This window comes from Sporanaerobium hydrogeniformans, from assembly GCF_002735925.1.
GTDB classification, from domain to species: Bacteria; Bacillota; Clostridia; order Lachnospirales; family Cellulosilyticaceae; genus Sporanaerobium; species Sporanaerobium hydrogeniformans.
Window position 1 is genome coordinate 143523 of sequence record NZ_PEDL01000002.1, and the last position, 23983, is coordinate 167505.

The window sequence follows — 23983 nt, forward strand, 5'->3', positions numbered from 1 at the left end:
AAAGAGCGCATATAATAAGATTATGTATAATAGCATTGAATTTTAATAAGGATTTGGTCTATAATATAAGATAACTTATAAAGTAAGTATGAAGTTAGAGGAGCAAGAGTGGACTACACAAGGGGGTAAACGATGTCGGATGAAATTTATGACAAACTAATAAAAAGAATACGTTCCTATCACCCTTCAGATAACTTGATGATGGTAGAAAAGGCTTATCAGATAGCAAAAAAGGCCCATGAAGGGCAATTTAGGAAATCAGGTGAGCCTTATATTATCCATCCTTTGGAGGTAGCATGTATTCTTGCAGATTTAGAACTGGATATTGAATCCATTGTGGCAGGCCTTTTGCACGATGTTGTAGAGGATACAGACTACACGTTAGAAGATATTGAGCAACTCTTTAATAAAGAAGTTGCTTTACTTGTAGATGGCGTAACAAAATTAGGTAAAATCCAGTTTTCTTCTCAGAATAGACAGCTTCAAAAAGAAGAGATACAAGCGGAAAATTACCGTAAGATGTTTTTGGCAATGGCACAAGATATTCGGGTCGTACTTATTAAGCTAGCAGATAGGCTGCATAATATGCAAACACTTAAATATATGCCATCAGGAAAGCAACGGGAGAAAGCAGAAGAAACTCTCAGTATTTATGCACCTATTGCCCATCGTTTGGGAATTTGTAAAATCAAAGCAGATCTTGAGGATTTATCACTTCGCTATATTGAACCAGAAGTTTACTATGATCTTGCCCATAAGATAGCTAAGAAAAGGGTAGAACGCACCCAGTACATTGAACAGATTGTAGCCCAAATCAAAGAAAAAGTAGAGGAGGCGGGTATTGATGCTGTCATCGAAGGTCGTCCTAAACATTTTTTTAGTATTTATAAAAAGATAGTCAATAAAAATAAGACGCTTGACCAGATTTATGATCTTTTTGCTCTGCGTGCTATTGTGAAAAGTGTAAAGGATTGCTATGGTGTTTTAGGAATTGTACATGAACTTTATACGCCGATTCCAGGTCGTTTTAAGGACTATATTGCTATGCCAAAGACGAATATGTACCAATCCTTGCATACAACACTAATGGGATCTGAAGGGACACCCTTTGAACTCCAAATTCGTACGGAAGAGATGCATCGTACAGCAGAGTATGGGATTGCAGCTCACTGGAAGTATAAAGAAGGTAAAATTGATGGAACGATACGTGACCAATCAGAAGAAAAGTTAACTTGGCTAAGACAAATTCTAGAATGGCAAAGGGATATGAGTGACAATAGGGAGTTTATGTCGGCTCTTAAAGGTGACTTAGATGTATATGGTGACCAAGTATATGTCTTTACACCTAAGGGAGAACTTTTAACACTTCCTAAAGGTTCTACGCCTATTGATTTTGCTTATAGCATCCATAGCGGTGTAGGCAATAAGATGATAGGTGCAAAAGTAAATGGCAAAATTGTAACTTTTGATTATGTTATTAAAAATGGAGATCGTATAGAAATTCTTACTTCCCAAGGGGCGAAAGGCCCTAGTCGAGACTGGCTTAATATTGTTAAGAGTACTCAGGCACGTACAAAGATTAATCAATGGTTCCGTAAACAATTTAAAGAAGAGGATATCCTAAAGGGGAAGGAACTTCTTGAAATAGCAGCGAAGCAAAGAGGTTATAACTTATCCTATTTAACAGATAGTGCAGTAGTAGAGGCGATTTATAAACGCTATGGCATGAAGGATTGGAACTCGATTTACGCAGCTATTGGTTATGGAAGCATGAAAGAACGTCAAATTATTCAAAAATTAATTGATGAAACCCTTAAAGTGAAGAAAGAACTGGTAACACCTGAGCAGATATTACAAGCTCATAATACACCTGAAAATATAACCACACCTCATAAGGTAAAGAAACACTCTAGCGGTATCGTGGTAAAAGGCGTAGGTGATATTGCAGTACGTTTTTCTAAGTGTTGTGGACCACTTCCTGGTGATGATATTGTAGGGTATATAACAAGAGGACGTGGTGTATCTATTCATCGTAAGGACTGTGTTAATATGCAGCATTTACCAGATGATGAAAAGGATCGTTTGATTGAAGCAACCTGGATGGAACAAGAGATTGTAAAACGTACCTATGTAACAGAAATTCAAATCACTTGCTTTGATCGCTTAGGTATTATTGTAGATATTTCTAAGATTTTGACGGATATGAAATTACCTGTTAAATCTTTTAATGCAAAAACAACTAAAAGTCATGCGGTATTTAATGTAAAAATTGAAATTACAAACATTTATCAATTAGAAGAATTAACACGTAAGCTAGAACAAGTAAAAGATGTGGAAGAAATTATACGTGTTTCTTCATAGAGCTCATATGAAAACAAAGAGGAGAAGTTATGCGAGCAGTTGTACAAAGAGTAAGTGAGGCTTCTGTAGCTATTGAAAATCAAGTTGTAGGGAAGATTCAAAAAGGTCTTTTAGCCCTTGTTGCAGTAAGAGCCGAAGATACAGAAAAGGATATAGATTATCTCATTAATAAACTGATTGGACTGAGGGTTTTTGAAGATACAGAGGGCAAGATGAATCTATCCTTTAGTGAAGTAGGTGGACAGCTTTTAATTGTACCTAATTTTACTGTTTATGGGAGTGTTATCAAGGGAATGCGTCCAAGCTTTATTGCTTCAGGAAGTGTACAAGAGGCAAGAAAAAAATATGATTGCTTTATTGAAAAGTTAACTCAGACAGGTATTAATTTTGAGCAAGGTGTTTTTCAAGCCAATATGCAGGTGAGCCTCGTGAATGATGGTCCCATTACTCTAGTGATAGATAGTGATAAATTATTTTAGAGTTAAAGGTAAGATGAAGGAGTAGAGTATGTGCAAATTTTTCTGGCACAACTACTCTTTTTATTTGTTTAAAAAGACCTTATCTTTACATCTTTTAGGAGGAGGTCTATAATAGGCAGTGCAAATAAAATATGTTTATTAGGAGGTCATTATGATACAAAGAGTGACAGTAGGTATGCTCCAAGAGCATACATATTTCTTTATAGATGAAAAAACAAAACATGGTTTTGTTATAGATCCTGGGGCGGAAGGAAAACGTCTTTTAGACTATATTAAGGAAAAAGGTTGGGTGATTGAAAAAATTCTTTTAACCCACGGTCATTTTGATCATATGGGGGCAGCAGACTTTTTAAAGCAAGAATTACATTGTCCAATCGTATGTCATGAAGAGGGAAAAGCTTATTTAAGTGACCCTGCCTGGAATATGTCAGGAGCTTTAGGGGAACATTTTATCTGTGAGGCAGATAGTTATGTTAAGCATGGTGATTTTATTAGGCTAGAGGCAAATGATAAAATGACTCTTCGTGTGATTCATGCACCAGGGCATACTTTAGATGGGATTGCTTTTTACTGTGAAGAGGAAGGGGTAGCTTTTGTGGGAGATATTTTATTTGCGGGAGCTATTGGTCGTAGTGATTTACCAGGAGGCAATATGCAGCGCTTAATGAGTGCCATCCGCGCCCAGCTTTTTACTTTGCCAGAAAACACAGTAGTTTATCCAGGTCATGGTGATACAACAACTATTGGTAAGGAAAAAGAAACCAATCCTTTTTTTAATTTTGACTAAACTTCCCCTTGAAGGAGTAGAGTAATGATTCATTTAAAATGTATAGATCATAGTATCAGCTATGAGCTTCAAAATATTATTAATTTGTATGAGCCTTATGTGAAAGAAGAGTATAAATTAGAAGCTATCTATACTCCTTGTAAAGTTATAGGCCGTTTGTATAAAGAGGATACATGTCTTATAAGCAAAGAACATGTTTTTATTGAAACGGGCAAGACAGATGGAGATCATAAAAATACTAAGCAGGCCCTTAAGAAAGCAATCTATGATGTGTTAGTAGACCTTACGGGGAAGCAAATGCCTTGGGGAATATTAACAGGGATTCGTCCCACTAAGATTGCCCATGAATATATTCATGAAGGTAGAAGTGACCAAAATATTAGGCGTCTTTTTGAGGCGGAATATTATTTAAATCCAGCTAAAGCCAAGCTCCTTGTAGAGGTAGCAAGACATGAAGTAGCAATCCTTGAAAGTAATCAAAAAGATGAGATGAGTTTATATATAGGTATTCCTTTTTGTCCGACACGTTGCGTCTATTGTTCCTTTACAGCCTTTTCTTTAGAAAAAAAAGGAGGACTTGTAGATAGGTATTTAGAGGCGCTTTGCAAGGAAATTGATTTTGTAGCAGAAGCTAAAAAAACTAATCGCATCCGCTCACTTTATATAGGTGGGGGAACACCTACTAGCTTGACAGCTTCTCAGCTCCAAAAGCTTCTTAGTCATATAGCAAACCGTCTCAATCTTAGTGAATTAGAAGAATATACAATAGAAGCTGGTAGACCAGATACTATTACTAAAGAAAAATTGAAGATTATGAAGTTATATGGTGTAAATCGTATTTCTATTAATCCTCAAACGATGAATCAAAAAACATTAGATATTATAGGAAGAAAGCATAGTGTAGAAGCTATTAAACAGGTGTTTGCAGAAGCCAGAGCACTTGGGCATAATACAATCAACATGGATATGATTATAGGCTTACCAGGTGAAGGGATAGAGGAGGTAAAGCATACCTTAGAAGAGCTTAAGAAGCTTGATCCAGAAAATATTACAATACACACCATGGCTATTAAGCGTGCATCACGTCTTAGAGAAGAACAAGAGGACTATGTATTAACTTCTACTGAAACAATAGAGAAAATGCTTAACTTATGTGAAAAAGAAATGTATCACATAGGACTTAGGCCATACTATATGTATCGTCAAAAAAACATGCTTGGTAATTTTGAAAATGTAGGTTATGCAAAGCCTGGTACAGAATGTATTTATAATATTGAAATCATGGAAGAAAAGCAAAGTATTATTGCTTTGGGTGCCGGTGCAATTAGTAAATTAGTCTATCAAAAGGGTGAACGTTTAGATCGTGTGCCAAATGTCAAAAATTTAGAAGACTATATTGAACGAATAGATGAAATGATTGAGAGAAAACGAGAAGGTTTCATGCGATTTTGTGATAAAGAATAAGTAAGAAAGCACCTTGATGGTTTATGAAGACCATTAAGGTGCTTTCTTATAGTTATTAAGAGAAAAGTCCTTCTTCTTCCCACCAACCTAAGGCAACAATAGCGCTATCTGTTTTAAGAGGAAGGTAGCCACCTAGATAGATAGTAAGTACTTGGTGGGGGGCAATAATAATTTGGCTGCCATCAATGACAAGAGTAGTAAGGGAAGGCACAATGCGACTAAAAATAGGGATGCCAGAAGTAGGTGGCTGTGATGTAGTTGTTACATAGTGGATTTCGCCTTTTGGAGTAGGCGTGATAGCTGTGTTAGTACAGCTTACTAAATGACTTTTTTTACTATTTACAAAAGGAGTATGAAGGTAGATTTCGGCAGATACAGGAGATGATGAAATATTAGTAACAGTTATAGCATTTAGATAAATATTTACATGGGAATTACAGGGGTTTTTAAGAGTAACTAAAGCACGTTCATGAACAAGTCCAGTTAAAAGAGGTGTTTGGCCAATAAAATAGTTTCCTTTTTCAGATTGATAGAGGGGATAGGGAAGAGAAACTTCTTGTTTTATACTAGGAGAACAACATTTCATAAAAATCACCCATTCCTTAAAAGGATTTAAATAAGTATGAATAGTTTATTATATTAAAAGAATAGACAAGTGGTGACAACTTAGATATTAGAAATTTTTAAGCAGAAATATAATAAAAGTCAAAAAATAGTTTGAAGAATAATTTAGTTGCATTAGGTAAAACTAAAAAAGAATAAAGAAATAAAGGGGAGAGCAGGACATGAAAAAAATACTTTTTGGCTTTGTTTTTGTACTTGCGTTACTAGTAGGAGGTTTAATCACAACGTACAAATATAAGGGATATGAAGTAGGAGAACATTACAAAAATGGTTTATTTGTGATAAGGGAAGTGAATGTAAGTTATGTCTAATGAAATAGCTTATATACGCCTTTATAGAAAAGTAACCTTAGAGGCTAAAAAACAAGTATATATGAAGGATATATCAGAGATTTATGCAGCACCTCAATTAAGAGTGGTATTAGAAAATTTATCTGTTTTTAATATACCCAAAGTTGATAAAAAGGGGCACTATGTACTATCTATCATTCAAATAATTGCAGTTATTACTGCTAAGTACCCACAGATTATATTGCAAAGTGTTGGGGAAATGGATACAATGATTGACTATTCACCTAAGGTAACAGAGCAAAAACCTCTGTTAGAATGGCTTAAGGTAAGTGTGGTTAGCCTTATTGTATTTGTAGGAGCAACTGTGGCGATTATGACTTATAATACAGATACATCTTTACCAGAAACCTTTATTATTTTAAACCGTATGTTTACAGGAGAAGAAGTAAAAAATCCAATATATATCACTGTTCCTTATTCCTTCGGCATTGCTTGTGGAGTTATTGTTTTCTTTAATCATATAGGAAGAAAAAAGCTTTCAGATGATCCAAGTCCAATGCAAGTAGAGATGAATCAATATGAGAAACAGGTTGAAGAAAGTGTGATAGACAGTTTAACAGATAAGAAGAGGGGGGAGCCTTAATGAAAGAAGGCTTTATACTTATACTTCGCATCCTATTAGGTTTTGGAACAGGTCTCTTTATTTCGGGAGGAGTTGTAGCATTTATTTCAATTATTGGAATTGTACCTATCATGGCACATCGTACAGGGACAAAACACTATATGTTTTATTACGAAACAGCTATTATGATAGGAGCAGTACTTGGAAGTATTTTTGCAATCTGGGAACCTTATGTACCTCTTGGAAAGATGATAATAAGTATTTTGGCTTTTGGGTATGGTATTTTTTTAGGTGTTCTTATTATTGCACTTGCAGAAGTTTTAGATGTATTTCCTATTACTAATCGGATTATACAACTTAAAAAGGGTATTTATTTTGTTGTATTTGCGATAGCTTTAGGTAAACTTGTAGGTTCCTTATGTTATTATTTTTATCCTATCTTTTTAGAAATCATATAAAGGAGTAAAAAACATGGCAAATATGAAGCAGTTTAAGAATGAGTATCAGCAAATTGTAGATGCCCATTCGCCTAAAAATAAAGTATGGGCAAATTCCATGAAGGCCTTTTTAGTAGGTGGTATTATCTGCACCTTGGGACAAGGATTAGTCTATCTCTATATGTACTGGGGGCTATCTTTTGATGAGTCAAGTATGCTCTCTACGATTACACTGATCTTAGCAAGTATGGTTTGTACAGCTTTTAATGTCTATGATAATATAGGGAAATTCGGAGGAGCAGGGGCACTCATTCCTATTACGGGCTTTGCAAATTCCATGGTAAGCTCTGCAATGGAATATAAAAAAGAAGGTTATATTTATGGTTTAGGGGCAAAACTCTTTTCTATAGCAGGTCCTGTTATTGTATTTGGAACCATTGCCAGTGTTGTTGTAGGCATTATTTATTACTTTGTATAGGAGGCAATTTTATGGGACGCGTAGGCAAACAAACAATAGTATTTAAAAATCCTCCAGTGATAAGTTGCGCTTACTCTAGTGTAGGACCTAAGGAAGCAGCAGGACCTTTAAGTACTTATTTTGATCACTCCTATGAAGATGAGCTTTTGGGGCAAGATACATGGGAAAAAGCAGAAAGTAAACTGATTGAAAACACTATTCAAGGATTACTTACCCGTTCGGGGAAAAATCCAACAGATATTGAATTCATTTTTGCAGGGGACCTGGAAAATCAGATTGTAGCTAGTACCTTTGGCGTAAGTAGCTTTAATATTCCTTATTTTGGGCTTTACGGTGCGTGTTCAACAATGGGAGAGTCCTTATGTCTAGCAAGTATGGCAATAGGTGGAGGTATGGCACAGACAGTTATTGCAGGAACAAGTAGTCATTATTGTGCAGCAGAAAAGCAATTCCGTTATCCTCTAGAATATGCAGGCCAACGGACACTTACTCAACAATGGACTGTTACAGGTAGTGGGTATGTTTTAGTAACACATGGTGGAAAGGGGCCACAGGTTGAAGCTATTACACCAGGTAAGATTGTAGACCTAGGCATTTCGGATACTTTTAATATGGGTGCAGCTATGGCACCTGCTGCAATTGATACAATTGTGACACATTTAGAAGATACAGGAAGGCGTCCTTGTGATTTTGATGCCATTATTACGGGAGACTTAGGAAATTGTGGAGTAGATATTGCAATAACCCTAGCGCATAAATTAGGGTATGATTTAAAGGGAATTTTAAATGATTGTGGAAAAATGATTTTTGATAATGAAAAGCAAGATACCCATAGCGGAGGGAGTGGGTGTGGGTGTAGTGCATCTGTTTTTACAGGATATTTGTATAAACAACTTTTGGAGGGCAAGCTAAAAAGGATTTTGCTAGTTCCTACAGGAGCTCTTATGAGCCCAACTAGTGGTTTTCAGGGAAATACAATACCAGGTATTGCACACGCCGTAAGTATTGTTATGAAATAGGAGGAAGCAAGATGGAAATGTTAATGGAATATATGAAAGCTTTTGTAGTAGGTGGGCTGATTTGTGTGGTTGGACAAATTTTGTTAGATCGAGTCAAGCTAACAAATGGTGTTATTATGGTGACCTTTCTTATTGCTGGAGCAGTACTTACAGCTATAGGCCTATATCAACCACTTGTAGAGTTTGCGGGAGCAGGAGCAACAGTTCCTATTTCTGGCTTTGGGTATGCATTAGCCAAGGGTGCAATGGATGAAGTAGCAGCAAGTGGGATTATGGGAGCTTTTACAGGTGGAATTAAAGCTACAGCTGCAGGTATCACAGCAGCCATTGTTTTTGGATATTTAGCAGCTATGTTTTCTAATCCTAAAAGCAAATCTTAAAAAATAGATTTTAATGGATTAGGTTTTTAGGAAACATTTAAGTAAATAGATGAATGTATAAAAAAAATTGCTTATAAGTCTTTTAAAATGAGAAGGATACAATTTCCTAAAATAAAAAGGACAATTTAAGCAATTTTTTACATAAGTGAGTAGAAATAGATGAAATATTAAGTTATTAATAAAATTTACTAGCGTAATAAAGTAATGTTCTTTATAATAAGAGTTATATCGTAAAAAGGAGTGGATAGTATGAAAAATGAAATTTTAAAGTTACTTCAACAAAATAGTAAATATACGGCCAGTGACATAGCCACTATGTTAGGATTAGAAATAGAAGCAGTAGAAAAAGCAGTCGCGGAAATGGAAAAAGACCAAATTATTTGTGGGTATAATACCCTTATTAACTGGGATAAAACAGACCGCAAGGATATGGTAACAGCTCTTATTGAAGTAAAAGTAACTCCTCAACGTGGAGAAGGTTTCGACCGTGTAGCAGAACGAATTTATAAGTTCAAAGAAGTAAAGGCTGTTTACTTAATGTCAGGAGGATTTGATTTTACTGTAATTATCGAAGGGAAAAGCTTAAAGGAAGTGGCCCTATTTGTGGGTCAGAAATTGGCACCTCTTGAATCTGTACTTAGTACAGGAACTCATTTCGTACTTAAAAAGTACAAAGACCATGGCGTTATCTTTGAGGAAAGCAAAAAGGATGAAAGGATGATTGTTTCACCATGATAATAGAAAATATGATAGCTAAACATGTAAGAGAAGTACCACCTTCAGGAATTCGTAAATTTTTTGACATTGCCAATGAGATGGGTGATGCCATTTCATTAGGAGTAGGAGAGCCAGACTTTGATACACCTTGGCATATCCGTGAAGAAGGGATCTATTCTTTAGAAAAAGGGAAAACGATCTATAGTGCTAATGCAGGTTTATTGGAACTTCGTCAAGAAATATGTCGTTATATGGAAAGGAGATTTAATCTTGAATATTCACCCACTAAGCAAGCACTTGTTACAGTAGGTGGAAGTGAAGGGATTGATATTGCTCTTCGAACAATTCTTGAAAGAGGAGATGAAGTGCTTATACCAGAGCCTTGTTTTGTTTCTTACAGACCATGTGTTATTTTTGCAGGGGGTGTACCAGTAGCGATTCCAACTCGTGAAGAAGATAACTTTAAGCTTTTGCCAGAGGAATTAGAAAAGGCTATTACGCCTCGTACGAAAGCATTAGTTCTTCCCTATCCTAATAATCCAACAGGAGCTATTATGGAAAAAGAAGACTTAGAGAAAATTGTAGAAGTATTAAAGGATAAAGATATCTTAGTTATTTCAGATGAAATTTATGCTGAGCTTACATATGGTAAAGAGCACGTATCCATTGCAAGTATTGGGAATATGTATGAACGTACGATTTTACTAAGTGGTTTTTCTAAAGCTTATGCCATGACAGGTTGGCGATTGGGCTATGCTTTAGGACCTGCTCCGATTATTCAAATGATGACTAAAATGCATCAGTTTACCATTATGTGTGCGCCTACTACTAGTCAATATGCAGCGATTGAGGCAATGCGTAATGGAGATGAAGATATTGTGATGATGCGTGATGCATATAATCAAAGACGACGCTTTATGGTAGAAAACTTTAGAAAAATGGGGTTATCTTGCTTTGAACCTGAAGGAGCTTTTTATGTATTTCCTTCTATTCAGATGACAGGGTTAACAAGTGAAACATTTTGCGAAAAACTTCTTTTAGACCAAAAAGTAGCAGTAGTGCCAGGAACAGCCTTTGGTGATTCAGGAGAAGGTTTTGTAAGATGTTCCTACGCTTATTCTATAGCGGAGCTAAAGGAAGCTTTAGAACGTATTGAGAAGTTTATAGAGCGCTTTAAGTAAAGAAAGAGGTTTATAAGATAAGCTAAATGCATAAAAGGGATTGGAACTACCATAGTAGATGTTCCAATCCCTTTTAAATTAATTCTTTTGACAAGTAGGACAAGTGCCGAAGAAATAGAGCTGCTCATGCATTAAATCAAAATGCGTGAGAGCTTTTACTTCTTCACGAAGTCCTTTTATTGTTTGCATATTATGAATATCCATGACCTGGCCACACTTCACGCATTTCACATGAGGGTGTGAAAGGACAGTGGCATCGTATCTAAAACTATCTTCACCAACATTAAGTTGTTGAATAAGTCCATGCTGAACAAGTGTGTCTAAAGTTTTATAGACAGTTGCTAAACTCATTGTAGGAAATTCATTTTTTAAAGAATTATAAATGGCTTCTGCAGTAGGATGTTCAGTGGTTTCACATAAAATTTTAAAGATACAAAGACGTTGAGGTGTGACTTTAAGTTTATGCTCTTTGAGAATTTGTGTTAATTCTAACATAAATCACCTCCAGATGATAATTATTCTTAGATAATTTAAATTATAATATAGAAAGGAACAAAAAGCAATGGGTAACTAATTTTTTATTTATTGTTATATTTCTGAATACTAATTAATACATATAGGGTAAATAAAGCAAATGAGGGGGAGTTTAAATGGTTGAGTTAGGTAGTATAGAATTTGAGTTTTTGGAATATATAGAGGAGGAGTGGGATAGCTATATGGAAGCTGGGTGTAGCATTGAAGATGCCACTACTCAGATTTTAGCACAATATGAAGACATGCTAGAGCAAGATGAACGGGTAATTTTATATATTGTATTAGGGGATATACAAGTAGACTTAGATTATGTAGATGAGAGAGTTAGAAACGAATTAATGGAAATTATTACATCTAAGGGAGCGCTAGATAGTTTTGAAGGAAATAAGCAGCTTAAAAAAACTCTTAATTATATAAAAAAACGTCTTTAAAAAGGCATTTAGGACGAAAAAGGTAAAATATGCTATACTGATAAGGTATAGCTTTTTTATTGAAAAAAGATAAAGGAGAAACAGATGTTAAAGTTAATTGCTCTATGCTTGATGCTTGTTGATCACTTTGGAATGGTTTTCTTCCCAGAAGTTATTGGCTTTCGGATGATTGGAAGGCTTTCAATGCCACTTTTTGCCTATGGACTTGCTAGGGGTTTTCAAAAAACGCGAAGTTTAAAAAAATATAAGGAAAGAATTCTTTTGTTTGCTTTTATATCACAGATTCCTTATGGTTTGATGAACGTAGCTGTCTATCAGACGCAAGAAAGTTTTTGGAAATTTAATATAGGGTTTACCTTTTGGGCAGCACTCGGAGTGTTAAGTAGCTATAAAGGATTAAAGACATTCTGGCATACTAAGAGGAAGATACAGGAAAATTTTTTAAAAAGCAGTGGTTATTTGATAAGTATTATGCTTTTAGTGGGTTTTGTGGAACTATTCCAATGTGACTATGGAGCTTATGGTATTTTACTTGTTGTAGCTTTTTATGAAGGATATGTATGCCAAAAAAACATCCTTTTAACTTTGGTACTCATTTTTGGAGCTACGTTAATGCTTTTTGCAACAGGAGGAAGTTTTCTTGTTGCTATGCAATTAGGTGGTGGAGTCTTAGGCTTTTTACTTGTTTTATTTGTAGAAGATACGTACTTTAAATCAGCTAATAAATGGTTATATAGCGTGTATCCTATGCATATGCTTCTATTTGCCTTTATTAAGCAACTTCAAAGATAAGAATTTTAAAATGCAATGTTAGAAAATAAAGGAGTTAGGACAGCATGAGGACAAAAAAAAAGACAACTTTTTATACACTACCAATACTAGGAGTATTCATTCTTCTTATTAGTTTCTTAGGAGGGTGTCATTCAAATAAAGAAATCACTACACCTTCTATTCAAGAAACTATCAAGCTTCATTTTATAGATACAGGCAATTCAGATGCCATTCTTATACAAGATGGTAAGATAGGTGTACTAATTGATGGAGGAGATAATGATGATGAAGAGTTTGTGCCTAATTATATAAAAGCTCAGGGTATAGAAAAGTTAAATTATGTGATAGCAACACATCCTGATGCAGATCACATTGGAGGGTTGGATGGAGTTGTAAGGAATATAAAAGTGGAACGTGTATTAGTAAGTAATGGAGATGCGGATACAAAAACCTATAGAGATTTTATATCTGCACTGATAGATAAAGGACTTTCACCCAGTGTTCCTCTTGTAGGCAGTACATTTTCTTTTGGTAAAGGGGAATTTAAAGTATTAAGTGCAGCAGATGTAAAAGATCCTAATGAGCGCTCTATTGTACTTTTATATACTTATGGTAAAGATAAGATGTTGTTTATGGGGGATGCAGGGACAGAAGTTGAAAAGAATTTAGAGTGTGGACCGGTAGATTTGATCAAATTAGGGCATCATGGGTCTTCTTCTTCAAGTAGTTTAGCTTTTTTAAAGCAAGTTACCCCTCAAAAAGCTGTTTTAACAGTAGGGAGTGGTAATAAATATGGACATCCTCATAAAGAAATAATGGAACATCTTAAAACACTTAATATTCCTGTTTATCGTACCGATGAAGGTGGTACATTAGTTTTTGAATCCACAGGTAAAGGGATAAAGGCTTTGCAAGAACCACATAGTTATTTAAATGGTTCAACTAATCAGAGTGTAGTAGAGGGACAAATGAATGAGACTCCTACACCAATCGAATCCACTATAAAAAATGAAGCCTTAGGAAAGGTATATTTTACTTCAACCAGCAAAAAATATCATAGTACACCAACCTGTTCCAATATGAAAGCACCTATAGAGGCAACTATTAAAGAAGTAGGAAAACGAAAGGCATGTCAAATTTGTTTTTAAAAACAGCGCATTATGCGCTTTTTTTGTTTTAAATAAAGTATGAGAACTTAAAATTTGCTTATAATAAAAAGAACAAAGAATAACTTTAGGGGATGATCAAGTGAAACATATGAGGGTGTTTAGCATAGTGATTTTAATGAGTTTAGTTTTAAGTCAAACATTAACCTATAGTAGTACCCCATTTATAACGTTAGAGATAGATAATGAGCCTATTTCAAGGGAGAAAGGACAAGTAGAAGTAATTGATGGAACAGCTTATATTTCCTTTCGTTTTTTAAAGCCAGCCTTGCAGATGCAGATTGAATGGGAAGAAGATCTGCAACAAGTGAAGCTTACAAAAAATGAAAAGCAAATACTTTTAGATTTAAATCAGAATACGCTAACCTTAGATGGGGTTACACCGCAGAGTCACGCTATTATTAATAAACGAGCAGACATCCTTCTACCCTTGCGCCTTGTAGGGGAATATTTAGGTTATCAAATTAACTTTGAGCCCAAAGGACCCATTATTTCAATGATAGATGGAAAACTTTTAAAGCAAGTACCAGATTTGAGTTTAAATCAGAAAAAGCAAGAAGAAACATCCCACAAGAAGGAAATACCCAAAAAAGTTATGTACTTAACTTTTGATGATGGACCGAGTCCTTATACAGCAGAATTATTGGATTTATTGAAAGAATATAATATGAAAGCAACATTTTTTATGTTAGATGCAGAGATGAAACAAAATGAAGCAATCGTCAAACGAATTGTGGAAGAAGGGCATGGTGTAGGATTACATGGCGTCAGCCATGAAAAAGATATCTTTTACTGTGGTAATAATGGTCCCCTTAAAGAAATGGAAAAAGCAAATCAAACTTTAGAGAGTATTGTAGGTTTTAAGACGTGCATTGTAAGGACACCGTATGGAAGTTCACCCTATTTAACTAAAAATCAATATATGGCTCTTTGCAGCCATGATTATCGTATTTGGGATTGGAATATTGATTCAAGAGATTGGGCTTACCGTAATGCAGAGCGAACTTTTTACGCAACCATTAAAATGATTAAAACTACCCAACATGAACCAAAGGTTGTTCTTTTCCATGACATCAAACAAGTTATACAAACGATGAAATTATTTTTAAGATGGATGGAAGAAAATCAATACACATCAGATGCTATTACACCCGATCTTGTTCCAGTAAAAATGAATTAGTGTTAGTAAGAAAAAGAAGTTTAATCAACAGGAAATAAAATTAAAAGAGGCATAATCTCTTAAGAGATTATGCCTCTTTTAGTTCAGCTAGCAACGGGAATCGAACCCGTGACCTCAACACTACCAATGTTGCGCACTACCGACTGTGCTATGCCAGCAAATACTTAACTTTCTAATGCTTTATTATGATAGCATGGAGCCAGACATTTGTCAACATGTCCTAATAAGTAAAAACAAGAATAAATAATATAAACATTTTAAAAAATTAAAATAATGTCACAAAATACTGGATTATATTAGGAAAAATGTAATATAATGAGTTTATATGTATCATAAGGGAGGCTGTAGATGATGCTTCGAATAGGAATGTGTGATGATTGTAGTATTTTTTTAAATGAGACACAAAGGCTTATAAAGGAATATTTAAAAGCTATTAATCATTCGGCTGAAATATTTACTTATGAAAAGGGAGAAGCATTATTGCAAGATTTAAGAAAGGAGAAATTTCAGCTGGATCTTATTTTTTTAGATATAGATATGCCAAGTATAGATGGTCTCCAAGTTGCACAAAAAATTAGAGAGCAAAATCAAAAGGTACTCCTTGTTTTTTTATCAGGGATAGAGGAAAGAGTCTATGAAACATTTAGAGTTTATCCTTTTCGGTTTATAAGAAAAAAAACTGTAGGTATGGAATTAAAGGAATGTCTGGAAGGTGCTATAAATTACTTTAATGAAAATCAAGATTTATTTACCTTTAAATCACAAGAAGGGACTATACGTCTACCTATTGGGGAGATTATGTATTTTTATTACTTTAACCGTCGCTTAGAGGTGTATACTTTAAATGCACATTACTATTCGGTATCTATGGTATTTAAGGAGGTTATTGAACAATTTAATAACAAGGGTTTTGTGTGTATTCATAGGAGTAGTATGGTGAATGTAAGACATATAAAGGCAATTAATAAGTTGTACATTGTGTTAGACAATAATCAAAGACTTTCTATTAGCCGACATAAATATAATGAAGTATTTGAAGCATTTACAAATTATGCAAGGTAGGGGATAAGATGGGGAATGAGTATATTTGGAGTTTATTTGAAATAGCCATTACTTTGATGGAAGTTTATCTATTTAATGTATTCTTAGAAAATTTTTTAAGCCACAAAAAGAAAATACCAAATTATTGGGATTGGTTAGGAATTATTCTTATAGCAATAGTAAATTTAAAATTTAATAGTATAGCTGCTTTTTCTTTAAAAGTTGTAGTAGTTATTCTAGTATACATTATTTTCAGTCATTTATTATATGAAGGTGGATTGAAAATTAAGTTTATTTATTCTGTACTCTTTTTACTTTCCGTAGCCATTATCGATATTACTGTATTTCAATTAACTACCATTTTTTTAAAGGTAGATTACAAGGAAGTTTTAATGCAAGATACGGCATATCGTATAGTTGTATGTATTTTAACAAAGCTTGTTTTGTTTATTCTTATAAAAAGTGTTTATAGACCTAAAGGGAAAAAAGTTTCCCTTATTCCACAAAATATTTGGCGATTAATTTTTTTTATATTTATAACAGGTATAATCAGTTTGCTTGTTATTAGTGAAATTATTATGTGTGCTTCTAAAAATGTAGAAGAGAATTTCAGTTTAGTTATTATTGCATTAAGCATTTTTATTTGTAATATTGTAGTATTTTTTTCTTTTGAAGAAGTATGTGATTATTTTATTAAAAGTAAGGAATATGAATTAGTTGAGTATCAGAATCAGATGTTGACGCGTGCTGTGAAAGAAAATGAAGAGTATCAAAAAGAAGCACGTAAAATGCATCATGATTTTAATAACCATCTTAGTTGTATTGATATGCTTCTGCAAATGAATAATATAGAAAAGGCACGAAAGTATATACAAAATATGCTAGTATCAACGAATGAAAATAAAATGCTTATTCGACTAGGAAATGAAATTGCAGAAGCAGTGGTGAATCAAAAATATCAATTAGCCCATAAACAAGGCATTGCATTTCAGGTAGAAGGAAGCTTAGATGAAAAAATACCTATTGAAGCTGTGGATTTATGCGCTTTACTAAGTAATGCATTAGATAATGCCATTGAAGCTAGTTTAAAGATTGAGGAAGAAAAAGACAGAAGTATTTATTTACAAATTAAACCGTATAAAGATTACTTAATGATTCAAGTGAGGAATGCAGTAGCTGAGGAAGTTAATGTAAAAAATCTTAAAACTTCTAAAGAAGATAAAAATAGACATGGGATAGGTATGCTCAGTATGAAATCTGTTGTAGAAAAATATGAGGGGTATTTAAAATATACTTGTGAAAATAAATACTTTAATCTTTCTATGATGCTAAAAGTTGTAAATGTTTAACCATTCGTACATAAAAACATACCATTCGTACATATTTTCACATAAGAGTAAAAATATAATGTAGAATACTTTCAAGAGGTGAGAGGTATGCTAAAAATGATAAGTGAAGATTTTTCTTTTATTTTAGTAAGAAATCGTTTGATTTCTGAAGAAGATCGAGAAGTTTATATCTATGGCATAGAACTCCTTCTTACAGGTTTAGTAACAACACTATTCCTTATTTTCCTAGGAATCATCTTTAATCAGCTAGCATTCACCTTGTTGTTTATGCTCATCATGGTAACGGTGCGCGGATACTCTGGAGGTTATCATGCCAACAGCTATAATCGGTGTTTTCTGGTGACGAGTTTAGGATGTTTAGTAGGTATTGTTCTAAGCATGAGATTGCAGGTTGCTTTAAAACTGGGGGCGAGTCTTGTCTTTTTGATAATAGCTTTAGTGGTATTAGGCTATGTAGGTTCTATTAATAGCTTTAAAAATCCTAAGACATTAGAGGAAATGAAAAAACGTAAAAGGAAAGTACGTTTACTCATTAGTTTTAATGCAGGGCTTGCAGGACTTTTTATTTTAAGTAATAGCGAAGCTTATGGTGTATATTACTTTGCTATTGCCTACACTTTATTTTTTATCACTCTTTTAATGGTGATAGAACTTTTACAGAGGAGGTATTTAGATGAATACATGGAAAGAAAAAGTTCTTAAAGGTGTTGTAAAGATGGCAGATAAAGCAGTAGAAGGGGCAAGTGGTTCTAAATCCTTTTGGTGGTCTTATGAGCCTCAAATGCCAGAGAAGTTAAAGCGAGCTAAAGGATTAAAATAATAAGAAAAGTAGTAGAAAAGATGGGAGAAGCCTTGTGCTTTCTCCTTTTTTTGATGAATGATTTCAAGTTAGAATAGGGCATACTAGAAAGAAATAGATTAAAAAAAGAATGAGGAACGACAATGAAAGTAATGAGTGTATTTGACATTATTGGTCCTAATATGATAGGACCCTCGAGTTCTCATACAGCAGGTGCGTTAAGACTAGCTCGAGTGATGTATAAACTGGCACCACAGCCTATTAAAGAAGTCACCTTTGTACTTTATGGATCTTTTGCTAAAACATATAAAGGACATGGAACGGATAAAGCTTTAGTTGCAGGGCTATTAGGTATGGAAGAGGAAGATGAACGAATCAAGGAAGCTTTTAACTATGCAAGGGAGGCGGGACTTTATTATCGTTTTGAGATCAATGACAGTAAGCACTATAAGCATCCTAATACTGTAGAAATTATTGTAAAAGGAGGTAAAGGAGAGCATATTAGTTTAACAGGAGCTTCAATTGGAGGAGGAGCCATTCGTGTAGATAAAGTAAATGGCATAGAAGTTTTCTTTACAGGAGAATATTATACACTTTTTATCATACATCAAGATAAACCAGGGGTGGTAGCACATATAAGCCAGTGTCTTAGTAAATATGAGATTAATATTGCTTATATGCGTCTTTATAGAGAGCAAAAAGGAACGATAGCATCAACTATTATTGAAGCAGACGAACCATTAACAAAGGAAGTACTAAAAGCTATTGAAGCAAACCCTGCTATATATAATGCGAAGCTTATTCATTTGTAGAAGATCGAAAGTTAAGAAGGAGACCAACATGGACTTTAGAAATGCAGTAGAATTGCTTGAATACTGTGAAGTGAAAAATAAAAGTTTATCTGAAGCAATGCTTGAAAGAGAGATGACATTATTTCATCTCTCTCAAGAAAAGGTATGGGAGAGGATGAAGCATGCCTATGCGATCATGAAAAGGGCAACGCATTTACCTCTTGAAAAAGACTTAAAGTCAATGGGGGGGCTTTTAGGAGGAGAAGCAAAAAGACTCTATAAACGCTATGAAGAGGGTAAAACTGTATGCGGCAGTTTAATGGCGAAAGCTATTAGCTATGCAGTGGGCGTTTTGGAAGTGAATAGTTCAATGGGACTTATTGTAGCAGCTCCAACAGCTGGGTCTTCTGGCGTTATTCCAGGTGTACTTTTGGCCATACAAGAAGAATATGCCTTAGAAGACGAGGTTATGGTTCAGGCACTTTTTAATGCAGGAGCAGTAGGGTATTTGATTACATTAAATGCTACGGTATCTGGAGCTGAAGGCGGGTGTCAGGCAGAGGTAGGTGCAGCTTCGGCTATGGCAGCAGCAGCTCTATGTGAATTAATGGGAGGTAGTCCAAGGGAATGCTTAGATGCAGCTTCTACAGCACTTACGAATATTTTAGGCTTAGTTTGTGATCCCATTGCTGGGCTTGTAGAAGCACCCTGTCAAAAACGTAATGCCATGGGGGCGTCTAATGCTTTAATTAGTGCAGAAATGACTTTAAGTGGTATTCGTCACCTGATTCCTTTTGATGAAACAGTAGAAGCTATGTACAAGGTAGGTAAAAGTATGCCAAGTGAACTACGTGAGACAGCTATGGGAGGTGTGGCTGCTACGCCAACAGCCTGTCAGCTCTGCAAAGGTATTTTTTAAAATAAGAGAAGAGATGTTCTAAAAGGAAGGCATGCCCCATAAATTAATAAAAAAGGGGATGATGAAATGGTGCAGGGGTATGTCTTGTTAATTGGAACTTGTATCCTAGCAATAGGTGTGGTGCTTTGCAATATGAAGAATATACTTAAAAATCCATATAAGCTTTTAAGGAGCATATGTTTTGGGTTATTTACCTTTTCCTTGCTACGCTATTTTACATTAATTGTTTATGGAGATAGTCCAAGCTACGAACAACTTGTTCATTTAAGAATATTTTATTTTGCTACGAGTATAGGACTTACAATGACAACAGCTTCAGCAATATGGTATGTGACACCTTTTTATCGTGAAAGATGGCATTACGGGAAGTACTTAGCCTTCTTTATTCCATGGATACTATTTTATTTATGGCTTATTGTAAAGCAACCAACACGCATTATACAAGGAAAATATTATGGATATATATTACAACTTTTGCCACCTTATGAGGCTTGGTTAGCTAGTGTTCAAAGTATCTTTGTTGGAGTTGCTATTTTACTATGTGTATTAGGGATGCTAAGGCATAAGCATATCGAAATAAGAGTGAAGCTTTTTATACTTATTTTAGCGCAGTTAATCCTGCTACTTGATGGGCTAACTTACTATTTACCTCTATTACATACTTTTGCACCTTTTACAGTCAGTGAAGTCTTAGGATTTTTAGCTGTGTTATACGGATTTAGTGGTTTTAGTGAAAAGATTTAGGAAGACATTAGATTGTTTAAAACATAAAAATAAGTGCTACTTATCCTTTAAGATGGAGTAACACTTATTTTTATTATGTTAATAGATAAAATTTTTTAAAGATATTGTTCATATTTTTTAATAAGGCAGATTCCTCCTACATCTGGTCCTGTATTAACCCCAATAGTAGTTCCGATTAAGGTATAAGGATTGTTAAAAGTGACACCAAGAGCAGAAGAAAGGTCTTTGGCAAGTTGCTCTGCATACTTCAGGTTATCAGCATGAGCAAAAGCAATATGAAAGGCTTCAGGTTGCCCTGCTATATACTTAGCAGTATCTTCGATGAGTTTAGCCATGGCTTTTTTAATACCGCGTACTTTGCCACCTGGAAATAAAAGCCCATCTTGTAAGTAGATAAGTGGTTTAACATTGAGCATGCTGCCAAGTAGTGCAGCAGCCTTGCCGATGCGTCCACCATGTTCTAGATAATCCAGTGACTCAACAAAGAAGAAAATACGTGCGCTTTCTCTAAGTTTTTCAGCTGTTTGTACAATTGTGTCAAAAGGTAAGCCATCAGCAATCATCCGTCCAATTTCTTGGACCAATAAGCCTTGGCCTGCCGTAGCATTTAATGAATTAATAATTGCAATTTGCGCATTGGGATAATTTTCTAAAATAAGTTCACGAGCATTTAAAGCGGCATTATGAGAACCACTAAAATGAGCAGATAAGTTGACACAAATAATACTTTTACCAGCTGCTACTAGAGGCTTAAAAGTTTCTACATAATCATTAATAGCAGGTAGAGATGTTTTAGGAAAGATTTTCTCTTTGCGAAGCTTGGCGTAAAAATCAGGTATAGTTAACTCTGTTATTTCTTTATAATAAGTCGTCTGGTCAAAAGACACATAAAAAGGAATAATTTGAACATTATATTCCTTAACGAGAAGCTCAGGAAGGTCACAGGAACTATCACTTAGTAGTACAATTTCAGACATACATTCACCTCCTTTTATTAAATTGTCCTCCTCCCCATATTAATATGCATTACTAGAGACTGTCAATTCATAAAATAAAACTTATTTTCAAATAGAAGCAGTTCTTTTGAAGAATTGTTTTGCATATATTTACTGTAGTGATGATTAGAAGGGGGAACATAGATGCTATCTTCAAGTTTAGAAAAATATCTCATGTGCCTTTATAGAATGATGGAGGCGGATAAAGAATTAAAAAGTACAGATATTGCAAAGCAAATGAATCAGCCACTTCAAAAAACCATTCAAGCTTTGCAACGTATGCATTACCAAAAATATATTGTTTATTCTCCCTATCAACCACTTAAAATAACAGATCAAGGTAAAGAAATGGCTAAGTATCTTATTGCAAGAGGTCAATTAATTGAAGAATTTTTAGATTTCTTACAAGTTCAGATTAATAAAGAAACAGAAAAAGAAGCCATGGAACAATATTTATCTTATGAGACGTTAGAAAATATCGAAAAATTTATGCTTTTTAACCGTCAATATCCTGAGGTTACAGAGCGTTACCATATCCTTCTTAAAAAAAATATTAAAAATCAACTCCTACCACCTCTTCCTGAAAATGAGCGTCTTTAAAGAATAGTCCTGGCTATTCTTTTTTTGTTAACAAAAATTAAGATGTATTCCCACAGGAAATGTGCTAAAATGTGTTAAGTACATAAAAATTGTTAATAATTATAAAAAAAATAGAGGAAGTTATGGAAGAGAAAAAAAGTTCACAAAGCCTTATGAAAGGTGCTATGATTTTAAGTATAGGTATTTTTGTTAGTCGAATCATAGGTTTATTGTATCGAATTCCCATTACAAACATCATTGGAGATGAAGGGAATGCCCTATATAATGTAGCCTATTCTATTTATGCAAATATATTAGCTTTAACAGCTATTGCTATGCCAGGAGCGCTTTCAAAGTTAGTAGCTGAAAGAGAAGCTATTGGTGCTTATCGTGATGCCCATCGTGTCTATCAGATTACGCTAAGGTATTTTACTTTATTAGCAGGCTTACTAGCCTTTTTAATGGCAGTAGGAGCACCTTGGATTGCACGTACCTTTTTCCCAGAGCAAGATGTAGTGATGCCTATACAAGCTCTTGCACCAACAGTTGTGATTGCCACCGTAATTGCTATTATGCGAGGGTACTTTCAGGGACGTAATCATATGACGCCTACAGCTATTTCACAGGTTATAGAACAAATTTTTAATGTTATTTTTAGTGTTGCTCTAGCATACATGATGGTAGGTATTTCTTTAACAGCAGGAGCTACAGGGAGTACTTTGGGAACAGGCATAGGTGCGCTAGCTGGTTTTATCGTTCTTTTATTTATTTATTATAAGCAAAGACCCGCTTTAAAACAGCAAATAGGTCGTAGCCAGAACACTACCTATGAAAGCACCTGGATCATTTTAAAAAAGCTTATGGTTATTATGGTACCTATGGTCATAACTACATCGGTATTTTCAGTTATGACCACTATTGATCAAAGTATGATCACAAAATTCCTACCTCAGTCAATTGATAGCTTAAAAGCAAGGGGTATGGCAGATTATATTCCTATAGCTCAGGCGTCTAATCTAGAAACAAATGAGATTGTAGCAAAGCTTTTGGGACAGTTTGGCTTTCAATATACGACCTTTATCAATATTCCTATTAGCTTGGTTTTACAGTTGGCGGCAGCTGCCGTACCTGCTATAGCAGCTGCTATGTCGGTGGGAAATTATAAAGAGGTGCGTCATAAGACAAAACTGATCTTTAAAATAGGTTTATTAGTAGCAACTCCTTGTAGCATTGCTTTCTTACTTTTTGGAGAACCGATTATTGCACTTATTCTTAGCAATCCTACAGGAGGAAAGCTATTAGCAGCAGGAGGTATCGGACTTATTTTCATCACTTTAGCCCAATTAAGTGCGGGGATTTTACAAGGAATGGGTAGGCCACAAGTGGCTACTTTTAATGCATTAATTGCATGTTTTATAAAGGTAGTTTTAAATAGCATAGCCCTTTCTATTCCTATTTTAAATATTTACGGCTTTATTCATAGTACAGCACTTTGTTATTTTATTTATGCACTTCTGAACATACGCTATTTAAGTAAGCTTTTACACCTTCGTTTCAATTGGAGAAAGTTGCTTTTAAAGCCATTGGGTAGCAGTATAGTGATGGGGATTATTTCAATGCTTGTTTACGTCTTGGTAGAGAAGATTTTAGATGGCTCTAAATGGAGCATGCTTTTTGTTATTCCAGTAGCAATGCTTACGTATTTTATTGTAGGTTTAAAGACAGGTACTATTACAAAACAAGATTTACTTTATTTACCTGGAGGAAAGAAGCTTATTCATTTTTTAAATAAAGAATAAATAAAGTAGTAGAAAAAGATATGTGAAAATGTATAAAAAATTGAAC

28 protein-coding genes and 1 tRNA gene are annotated in these 23983 nt (G+C 34.5%); 25 read left to right on the plus strand and 4 right to left on the minus strand.

Annotation, left to right across the window (positions count from 1 at the left end; translation table 11 throughout):
• Positions 1-132: 132 nt before the first annotated feature.
• The 4 genes from CS063_RS03555 to hemZ all read left to right on the plus strand — a co-directional run bounded on the left by CS063_RS03555 (position 133) and on the right by hemZ (position 5091).
• Positions 133-2361 carry a RelA/SpoT family protein gene (locus tag CS063_RS03555; protein WP_099448312.1) on the plus strand — a complete coding sequence of 743 codons (2229 nt, stop codon included), beginning with the start codon at positions 133-135 and terminating at the stop codon, positions 2359-2361.
• Between the two features lie 29 nt (positions 2362-2390).
• Positions 2391-2840, plus strand: a complete 450-nt coding sequence (gene dtd / locus CS063_RS03560) for a D-aminoacyl-tRNA deacylase (RefSeq protein WP_099448313.1) — start codon at positions 2391-2393, stop codon at positions 2838-2840.
• 151 nt (positions 2841-2991) lie between these two features.
• Positions 2992-3627, plus strand: a complete 636-nt coding sequence (locus CS063_RS03565; RefSeq protein ID WP_099448314.1) for an MBL fold metallo-hydrolase — start codon at positions 2992-2994, stop codon at positions 3625-3627.
• Between the two features lie 24 nt (positions 3628-3651).
• Positions 3652-5091 (plus strand): coproporphyrinogen dehydrogenase HemZ, encoded by a 1440-nt coding sequence (hemZ, locus tag CS063_RS03570; RefSeq protein ID WP_099448315.1) that lies wholly within the window; start codon positions 3652-3654, stop codon positions 5089-5091.
• A gap of 55 nt (positions 5092-5146) precedes the next feature.
• On the opposite strand, the gene CS063_RS03575 is transcribed toward hemZ, so the two are convergent.
• On the minus strand, positions 5147-5677 hold the full coding sequence (locus CS063_RS03575; RefSeq protein WP_099448316.1) for a DUF6143 family protein: 531 nt from the start codon (positions 5675-5677) through the stop codon (positions 5147-5149).
• 199 nt (positions 5678-5876) lie between these two features.
• Here CS063_RS03575 and CS063_RS17570 point away from each other — a divergent pair, with 199 nt between their 5' ends.
• The 8 genes from CS063_RS17570 to CS063_RS03610 all read left to right on the plus strand — a co-directional run bounded on the left by CS063_RS17570 (position 5877) and on the right by CS063_RS03610 (position 10839).
• The gene (locus CS063_RS17570) at positions 5877-6026 is read left to right on the plus strand and encodes a hypothetical protein (protein WP_180270664.1); all 150 of its coding nucleotides are present in this window, start codon (positions 5877-5879) and stop codon (positions 6024-6026) included.
• On the plus strand, positions 6019-6648 hold the full coding sequence (locus CS063_RS03580) for a stage V sporulation protein AA (protein ID WP_099448317.1): 630 nt from the start codon (positions 6019-6021) through the stop codon (positions 6646-6648). Before CS063_RS17570 ends, CS063_RS03580 begins: the two co-directional genes overlap by 8 nt.
• Positions 6648-7085: a stage V sporulation protein AB gene (locus tag CS063_RS03585; RefSeq protein ID WP_099448318.1), complete on the plus strand. Its 438-nt coding sequence runs from the start codon at positions 6648-6650 to the stop codon at positions 7083-7085. The genes CS063_RS03580 and CS063_RS03585 overlap by 1 nt, the downstream gene beginning before the upstream one ends.
• 13 nt (positions 7086-7098) lie before the next feature.
• Positions 7099-7542 carry a stage V sporulation protein AC gene (gene spoVAC / locus CS063_RS03590; RefSeq protein WP_308415417.1) on the plus strand — a complete coding sequence of 148 codons (444 nt, stop codon included), beginning with the start codon at positions 7099-7101 and terminating at the stop codon, positions 7540-7542.
• Positions 7543-7553: 11 nt separating this feature from the next.
• Positions 7554-8561, plus strand: coding sequence for a stage V sporulation protein AD (gene spoVAD, locus CS063_RS03595; protein WP_099448319.1), 1008 nt, complete (start codon positions 7554-7556; stop codon positions 8559-8561).
• A gap of 23 nt (positions 8562-8584) precedes the next feature.
• Positions 8585-8941 carry a stage V sporulation protein AE gene (gene spoVAE, locus CS063_RS03600; RefSeq protein ID WP_099448549.1) on the plus strand — a complete coding sequence of 119 codons (357 nt, stop codon included), beginning with the start codon at positions 8585-8587 and terminating at the stop codon, positions 8939-8941.
• A gap of 249 nt (positions 8942-9190) precedes the next feature.
• Positions 9191-9676: an Lrp/AsnC family transcriptional regulator gene (locus tag CS063_RS03605; RefSeq protein ID WP_099448320.1), complete on the plus strand. Its 486-nt coding sequence runs from the start codon at positions 9191-9193 to the stop codon at positions 9674-9676.
• Between the two features lie 2 nt (positions 9677-9678).
• On the plus strand, positions 9679-10839 hold the full coding sequence (locus tag CS063_RS03610; protein WP_099448550.1) for an aminotransferase class I/II-fold pyridoxal phosphate-dependent enzyme: 1161 nt from the start codon (positions 9679-9681) through the stop codon (positions 10837-10839).
• Positions 10840-10917: 78 nt separating this feature from the next.
• Here CS063_RS03610 and CS063_RS03615 read toward each other — a convergent pair whose 3' ends face one another.
• A complete protein-coding gene (locus CS063_RS03615; protein ID WP_099448321.1) occupies positions 10918-11334 on the minus strand; it encodes a transcriptional regulator PerR in 417 nt (138 codons plus the stop codon).
• A gap of 155 nt (positions 11335-11489) precedes the next feature.
• Between CS063_RS03615 and CS063_RS03620 the strand changes: the two genes are divergently transcribed.
• From CS063_RS03620 to CS063_RS03635, 4 genes are all read left to right on the plus strand, one after another.
• Positions 11490-11804 carry a hypothetical protein gene (locus tag CS063_RS03620; protein WP_099448322.1) on the plus strand — a complete coding sequence of 105 codons (315 nt, stop codon included), beginning with the start codon at positions 11490-11492 and terminating at the stop codon, positions 11802-11804.
• An 84-nt stretch (positions 11805-11888) separates the two neighbouring features.
• The gene (locus CS063_RS03625) at positions 11889-12596 is read left to right on the plus strand and encodes a TraX family protein (RefSeq protein WP_099448323.1); all 708 of its coding nucleotides are present in this window, start codon (positions 11889-11891) and stop codon (positions 12594-12596) included.
• Between the two features lie 44 nt (positions 12597-12640).
• Complete coding sequence (locus CS063_RS03630) at positions 12641-13723, plus strand: ComEC/Rec2 family competence protein (protein ID WP_099448324.1); 1083 nt, start codon at positions 12641-12643, stop codon at positions 13721-13723.
• Positions 13724-13832: 109 nt separating this feature from the next.
• Entirely contained in the window at positions 13833-14921 is a 1089-nt protein-coding gene (locus tag CS063_RS03635; protein ID WP_308415428.1) for a polysaccharide deacetylase family protein, read from the plus strand.
• An 85-nt stretch (positions 14922-15006) separates the two neighbouring features.
• Here CS063_RS03635 and CS063_RS03640 read toward each other — a convergent pair.
• Positions 15007-15079 (minus strand) — tRNA-Thr (locus CS063_RS03640).
• Between the two features lie 190 nt (positions 15080-15269).
• On the opposite strand from CS063_RS03640, the gene CS063_RS03645 reads away from it, so the two are divergent.
• From CS063_RS03645 to CS063_RS03675, 7 genes are all read left to right on the plus strand, one after another.
• Entirely contained in the window at positions 15270-15983 is a 714-nt protein-coding gene (locus CS063_RS03645; protein ID WP_099448326.1) for a LytR/AlgR family response regulator transcription factor, read from the plus strand.
• 8 nt (positions 15984-15991) lie between these two features.
• Complete coding sequence (locus CS063_RS03650; protein WP_099448327.1) at positions 15992-17311, plus strand: sensor histidine kinase; 1320 nt, start codon at positions 15992-15994, stop codon at positions 17309-17311.
• Positions 17312-17398: 87 nt separating this feature from the next.
• Entirely contained in the window at positions 17399-18013 is a 615-nt protein-coding gene (locus CS063_RS03655) for an accessory gene regulator B family protein (protein ID WP_099448328.1), read from the plus strand.
• Positions 17985-18131, plus strand: a complete 147-nt coding sequence (locus tag CS063_RS03660; RefSeq protein WP_099448329.1) for a cyclic lactone autoinducer peptide — start codon at positions 17985-17987, stop codon at positions 18129-18131. Before CS063_RS03655 ends, CS063_RS03660 begins: the two co-directional genes overlap by 29 nt.
• Positions 18132-18253: 122 nt before the next feature.
• On the plus strand, positions 18254-18922 hold the full coding sequence (gene sdaAB, locus CS063_RS03665; protein ID WP_099448330.1) for an L-serine ammonia-lyase, iron-sulfur-dependent subunit beta: 669 nt from the start codon (positions 18254-18256) through the stop codon (positions 18920-18922).
• A 28-nt stretch (positions 18923-18950) separates the two neighbouring features.
• Positions 18951-19820: an L-serine ammonia-lyase, iron-sulfur-dependent, subunit alpha gene (sdaAA, locus tag CS063_RS03670; protein ID WP_099448331.1), complete on the plus strand. Its 870-nt coding sequence runs from the start codon at positions 18951-18953 to the stop codon at positions 19818-19820.
• Positions 19821-19886: 66 nt separating this feature from the next.
• Positions 19887-20564 carry a hypothetical protein gene (locus CS063_RS03675; protein WP_099448332.1) on the plus strand — a complete coding sequence of 226 codons (678 nt, stop codon included), beginning with the start codon at positions 19887-19889 and terminating at the stop codon, positions 20562-20564.
• Between the two features lie 95 nt (positions 20565-20659).
• On the opposite strand, the gene CS063_RS03680 is transcribed toward CS063_RS03675, so the two are convergent.
• Complete coding sequence (locus CS063_RS03680; protein ID WP_099448333.1) at positions 20660-21541, minus strand: DegV family protein; 882 nt, start codon at positions 21539-21541, stop codon at positions 20660-20662.
• Between the two features lie 162 nt (positions 21542-21703).
• On the opposite strand from CS063_RS03680, the gene CS063_RS03685 reads away from it, so the two are divergent.
• The gene (locus CS063_RS03685; protein WP_099448334.1) at positions 21704-22159 is read left to right on the plus strand and encodes a metal-dependent transcriptional regulator; all 456 of its coding nucleotides are present in this window, start codon (positions 21704-21706) and stop codon (positions 22157-22159) included.
• Between the two features lie 122 nt (positions 22160-22281).
• Positions 22282-23937, plus strand: coding sequence for a putative polysaccharide biosynthesis protein (locus CS063_RS03690; RefSeq protein WP_099448335.1), 1656 nt, complete (start codon positions 22282-22284; stop codon positions 23935-23937).
• The last annotated feature ends 46 nt before the right edge of the window (positions 23938-23983 follow it).

Excerpts from the sequence above, each read along its gene's own strand:
- CS063_RS03565 (WP_099448314.1), top strand. The coding sequence starts at position 2,992 with ATGATACAAAGAGTGACAGTAGGTATGCTCCAAGAGCATACATATTTC.
- hemZ (WP_099448315.1), top strand. The coding sequence starts at position 3,652 with ATGATTCATTTAAAATGTATAGATCATAGTATCAGCTATGAGCTTCAA.
- CS063_RS03625 (WP_099448323.1), top strand. The coding sequence starts at position 11,889 with ATGTTAAAGTTAATTGCTCTATGCTTGATGCTTGTTGATCACTTTGGA.
- CS063_RS03630 (WP_099448324.1), top strand. The coding sequence starts at position 12,641 with ATGAGGACAAAAAAAAAGACAACTTTTTATACACTACCAATACTAGGA.
- sdaAB (WP_099448330.1), top strand. The coding sequence starts at position 18,254 with ATGAAAGTAATGAGTGTATTTGACATTATTGGTCCTAATATGATAGGA.
- CS063_RS03645 (WP_099448326.1), top strand. The coding sequence starts at position 15,270 with ATGATGCTTCGAATAGGAATGTGTGATGATTGTAGTATTTTTTTAAAT.
- CS063_RS03620 (WP_099448322.1), top strand. The coding sequence starts at position 11,490 with ATGGTTGAGTTAGGTAGTATAGAATTTGAGTTTTTGGAATATATAGAG.
- spoVAE (WP_099448549.1), top strand. The coding sequence starts at position 8,585 with ATGGAATATATGAAAGCTTTTGTAGTAGGTGGGCTGATTTGTGTGGTT.
- CS063_RS03635 (WP_308415428.1), top strand. The coding sequence starts at position 13,833 with ATGAGGGTGTTTAGCATAGTGATTTTAATGAGTTTAGTTTTAAGTCAA.
- CS063_RS03585 (WP_099448318.1), top strand. The coding sequence starts at position 6,648 with ATGAAAGAAGGCTTTATACTTATACTTCGCATCCTATTAGGTTTTGGA.
- CS063_RS03650 (WP_099448327.1), top strand. The coding sequence starts at position 15,992 with ATGGGGAATGAGTATATTTGGAGTTTATTTGAAATAGCCATTACTTTG.
- CS063_RS03680 (WP_099448333.1), bottom strand. The coding sequence starts at position 21,541 with ATGTCTGAAATTGTACTACTAAGTGATAGTTCCTGTGACCTTCCTGAG.
- sdaAA (WP_099448331.1), top strand. The coding sequence starts at position 18,951 with ATGGACTTTAGAAATGCAGTAGAATTGCTTGAATACTGTGAAGTGAAA.
- CS063_RS03685 (WP_099448334.1), top strand. The coding sequence starts at position 21,704 with ATGCTATCTTCAAGTTTAGAAAAATATCTCATGTGCCTTTATAGAATG.
- CS063_RS03690 (WP_099448335.1), top strand. The coding sequence starts at position 22,282 with ATGGAAGAGAAAAAAAGTTCACAAAGCCTTATGAAAGGTGCTATGATT.
- CS063_RS03555 (WP_099448312.1), top strand. The coding sequence starts at position 133 with ATGTCGGATGAAATTTATGACAAACTAATAAAAAGAATACGTTCCTAT.
- spoVAD (WP_099448319.1), top strand. The coding sequence starts at position 7,554 with ATGGGACGCGTAGGCAAACAAACAATAGTATTTAAAAATCCTCCAGTG.
- CS063_RS03605 (WP_099448320.1), top strand. The coding sequence starts at position 9,191 with ATGAAAAATGAAATTTTAAAGTTACTTCAACAAAATAGTAAATATACG.
- CS063_RS03660 (WP_099448329.1), top strand. The coding sequence starts at position 17,985 with ATGAATACATGGAAAGAAAAAGTTCTTAAAGGTGTTGTAAAGATGGCA.
- CS063_RS03580 (WP_099448317.1), top strand. The coding sequence starts at position 6,019 with ATGTCTAATGAAATAGCTTATATACGCCTTTATAGAAAAGTAACCTTA.
- CS063_RS03675 (WP_099448332.1), top strand. The coding sequence starts at position 19,887 with ATGGTGCAGGGGTATGTCTTGTTAATTGGAACTTGTATCCTAGCAATA.
- CS063_RS17570 (WP_180270664.1), top strand. The coding sequence starts at position 5,877 with ATGAAAAAAATACTTTTTGGCTTTGTTTTTGTACTTGCGTTACTAGTA.
- CS063_RS03575 (WP_099448316.1), bottom strand. The coding sequence starts at position 5,677 with ATGAAATGTTGTTCTCCTAGTATAAAACAAGAAGTTTCTCTTCCCTAT.
- spoVAC (WP_308415417.1), top strand. The coding sequence starts at position 7,099 with ATGGCAAATATGAAGCAGTTTAAGAATGAGTATCAGCAAATTGTAGAT.
- CS063_RS03655 (WP_099448328.1), top strand. The coding sequence starts at position 17,399 with ATGCTAAAAATGATAAGTGAAGATTTTTCTTTTATTTTAGTAAGAAAT.
- dtd (WP_099448313.1), top strand. The coding sequence starts at position 2,391 with ATGCGAGCAGTTGTACAAAGAGTAAGTGAGGCTTCTGTAGCTATTGAA.
- CS063_RS03615 (WP_099448321.1), bottom strand. The coding sequence starts at position 11,334 with ATGTTAGAATTAACACAAATTCTCAAAGAGCATAAACTTAAAGTCACA.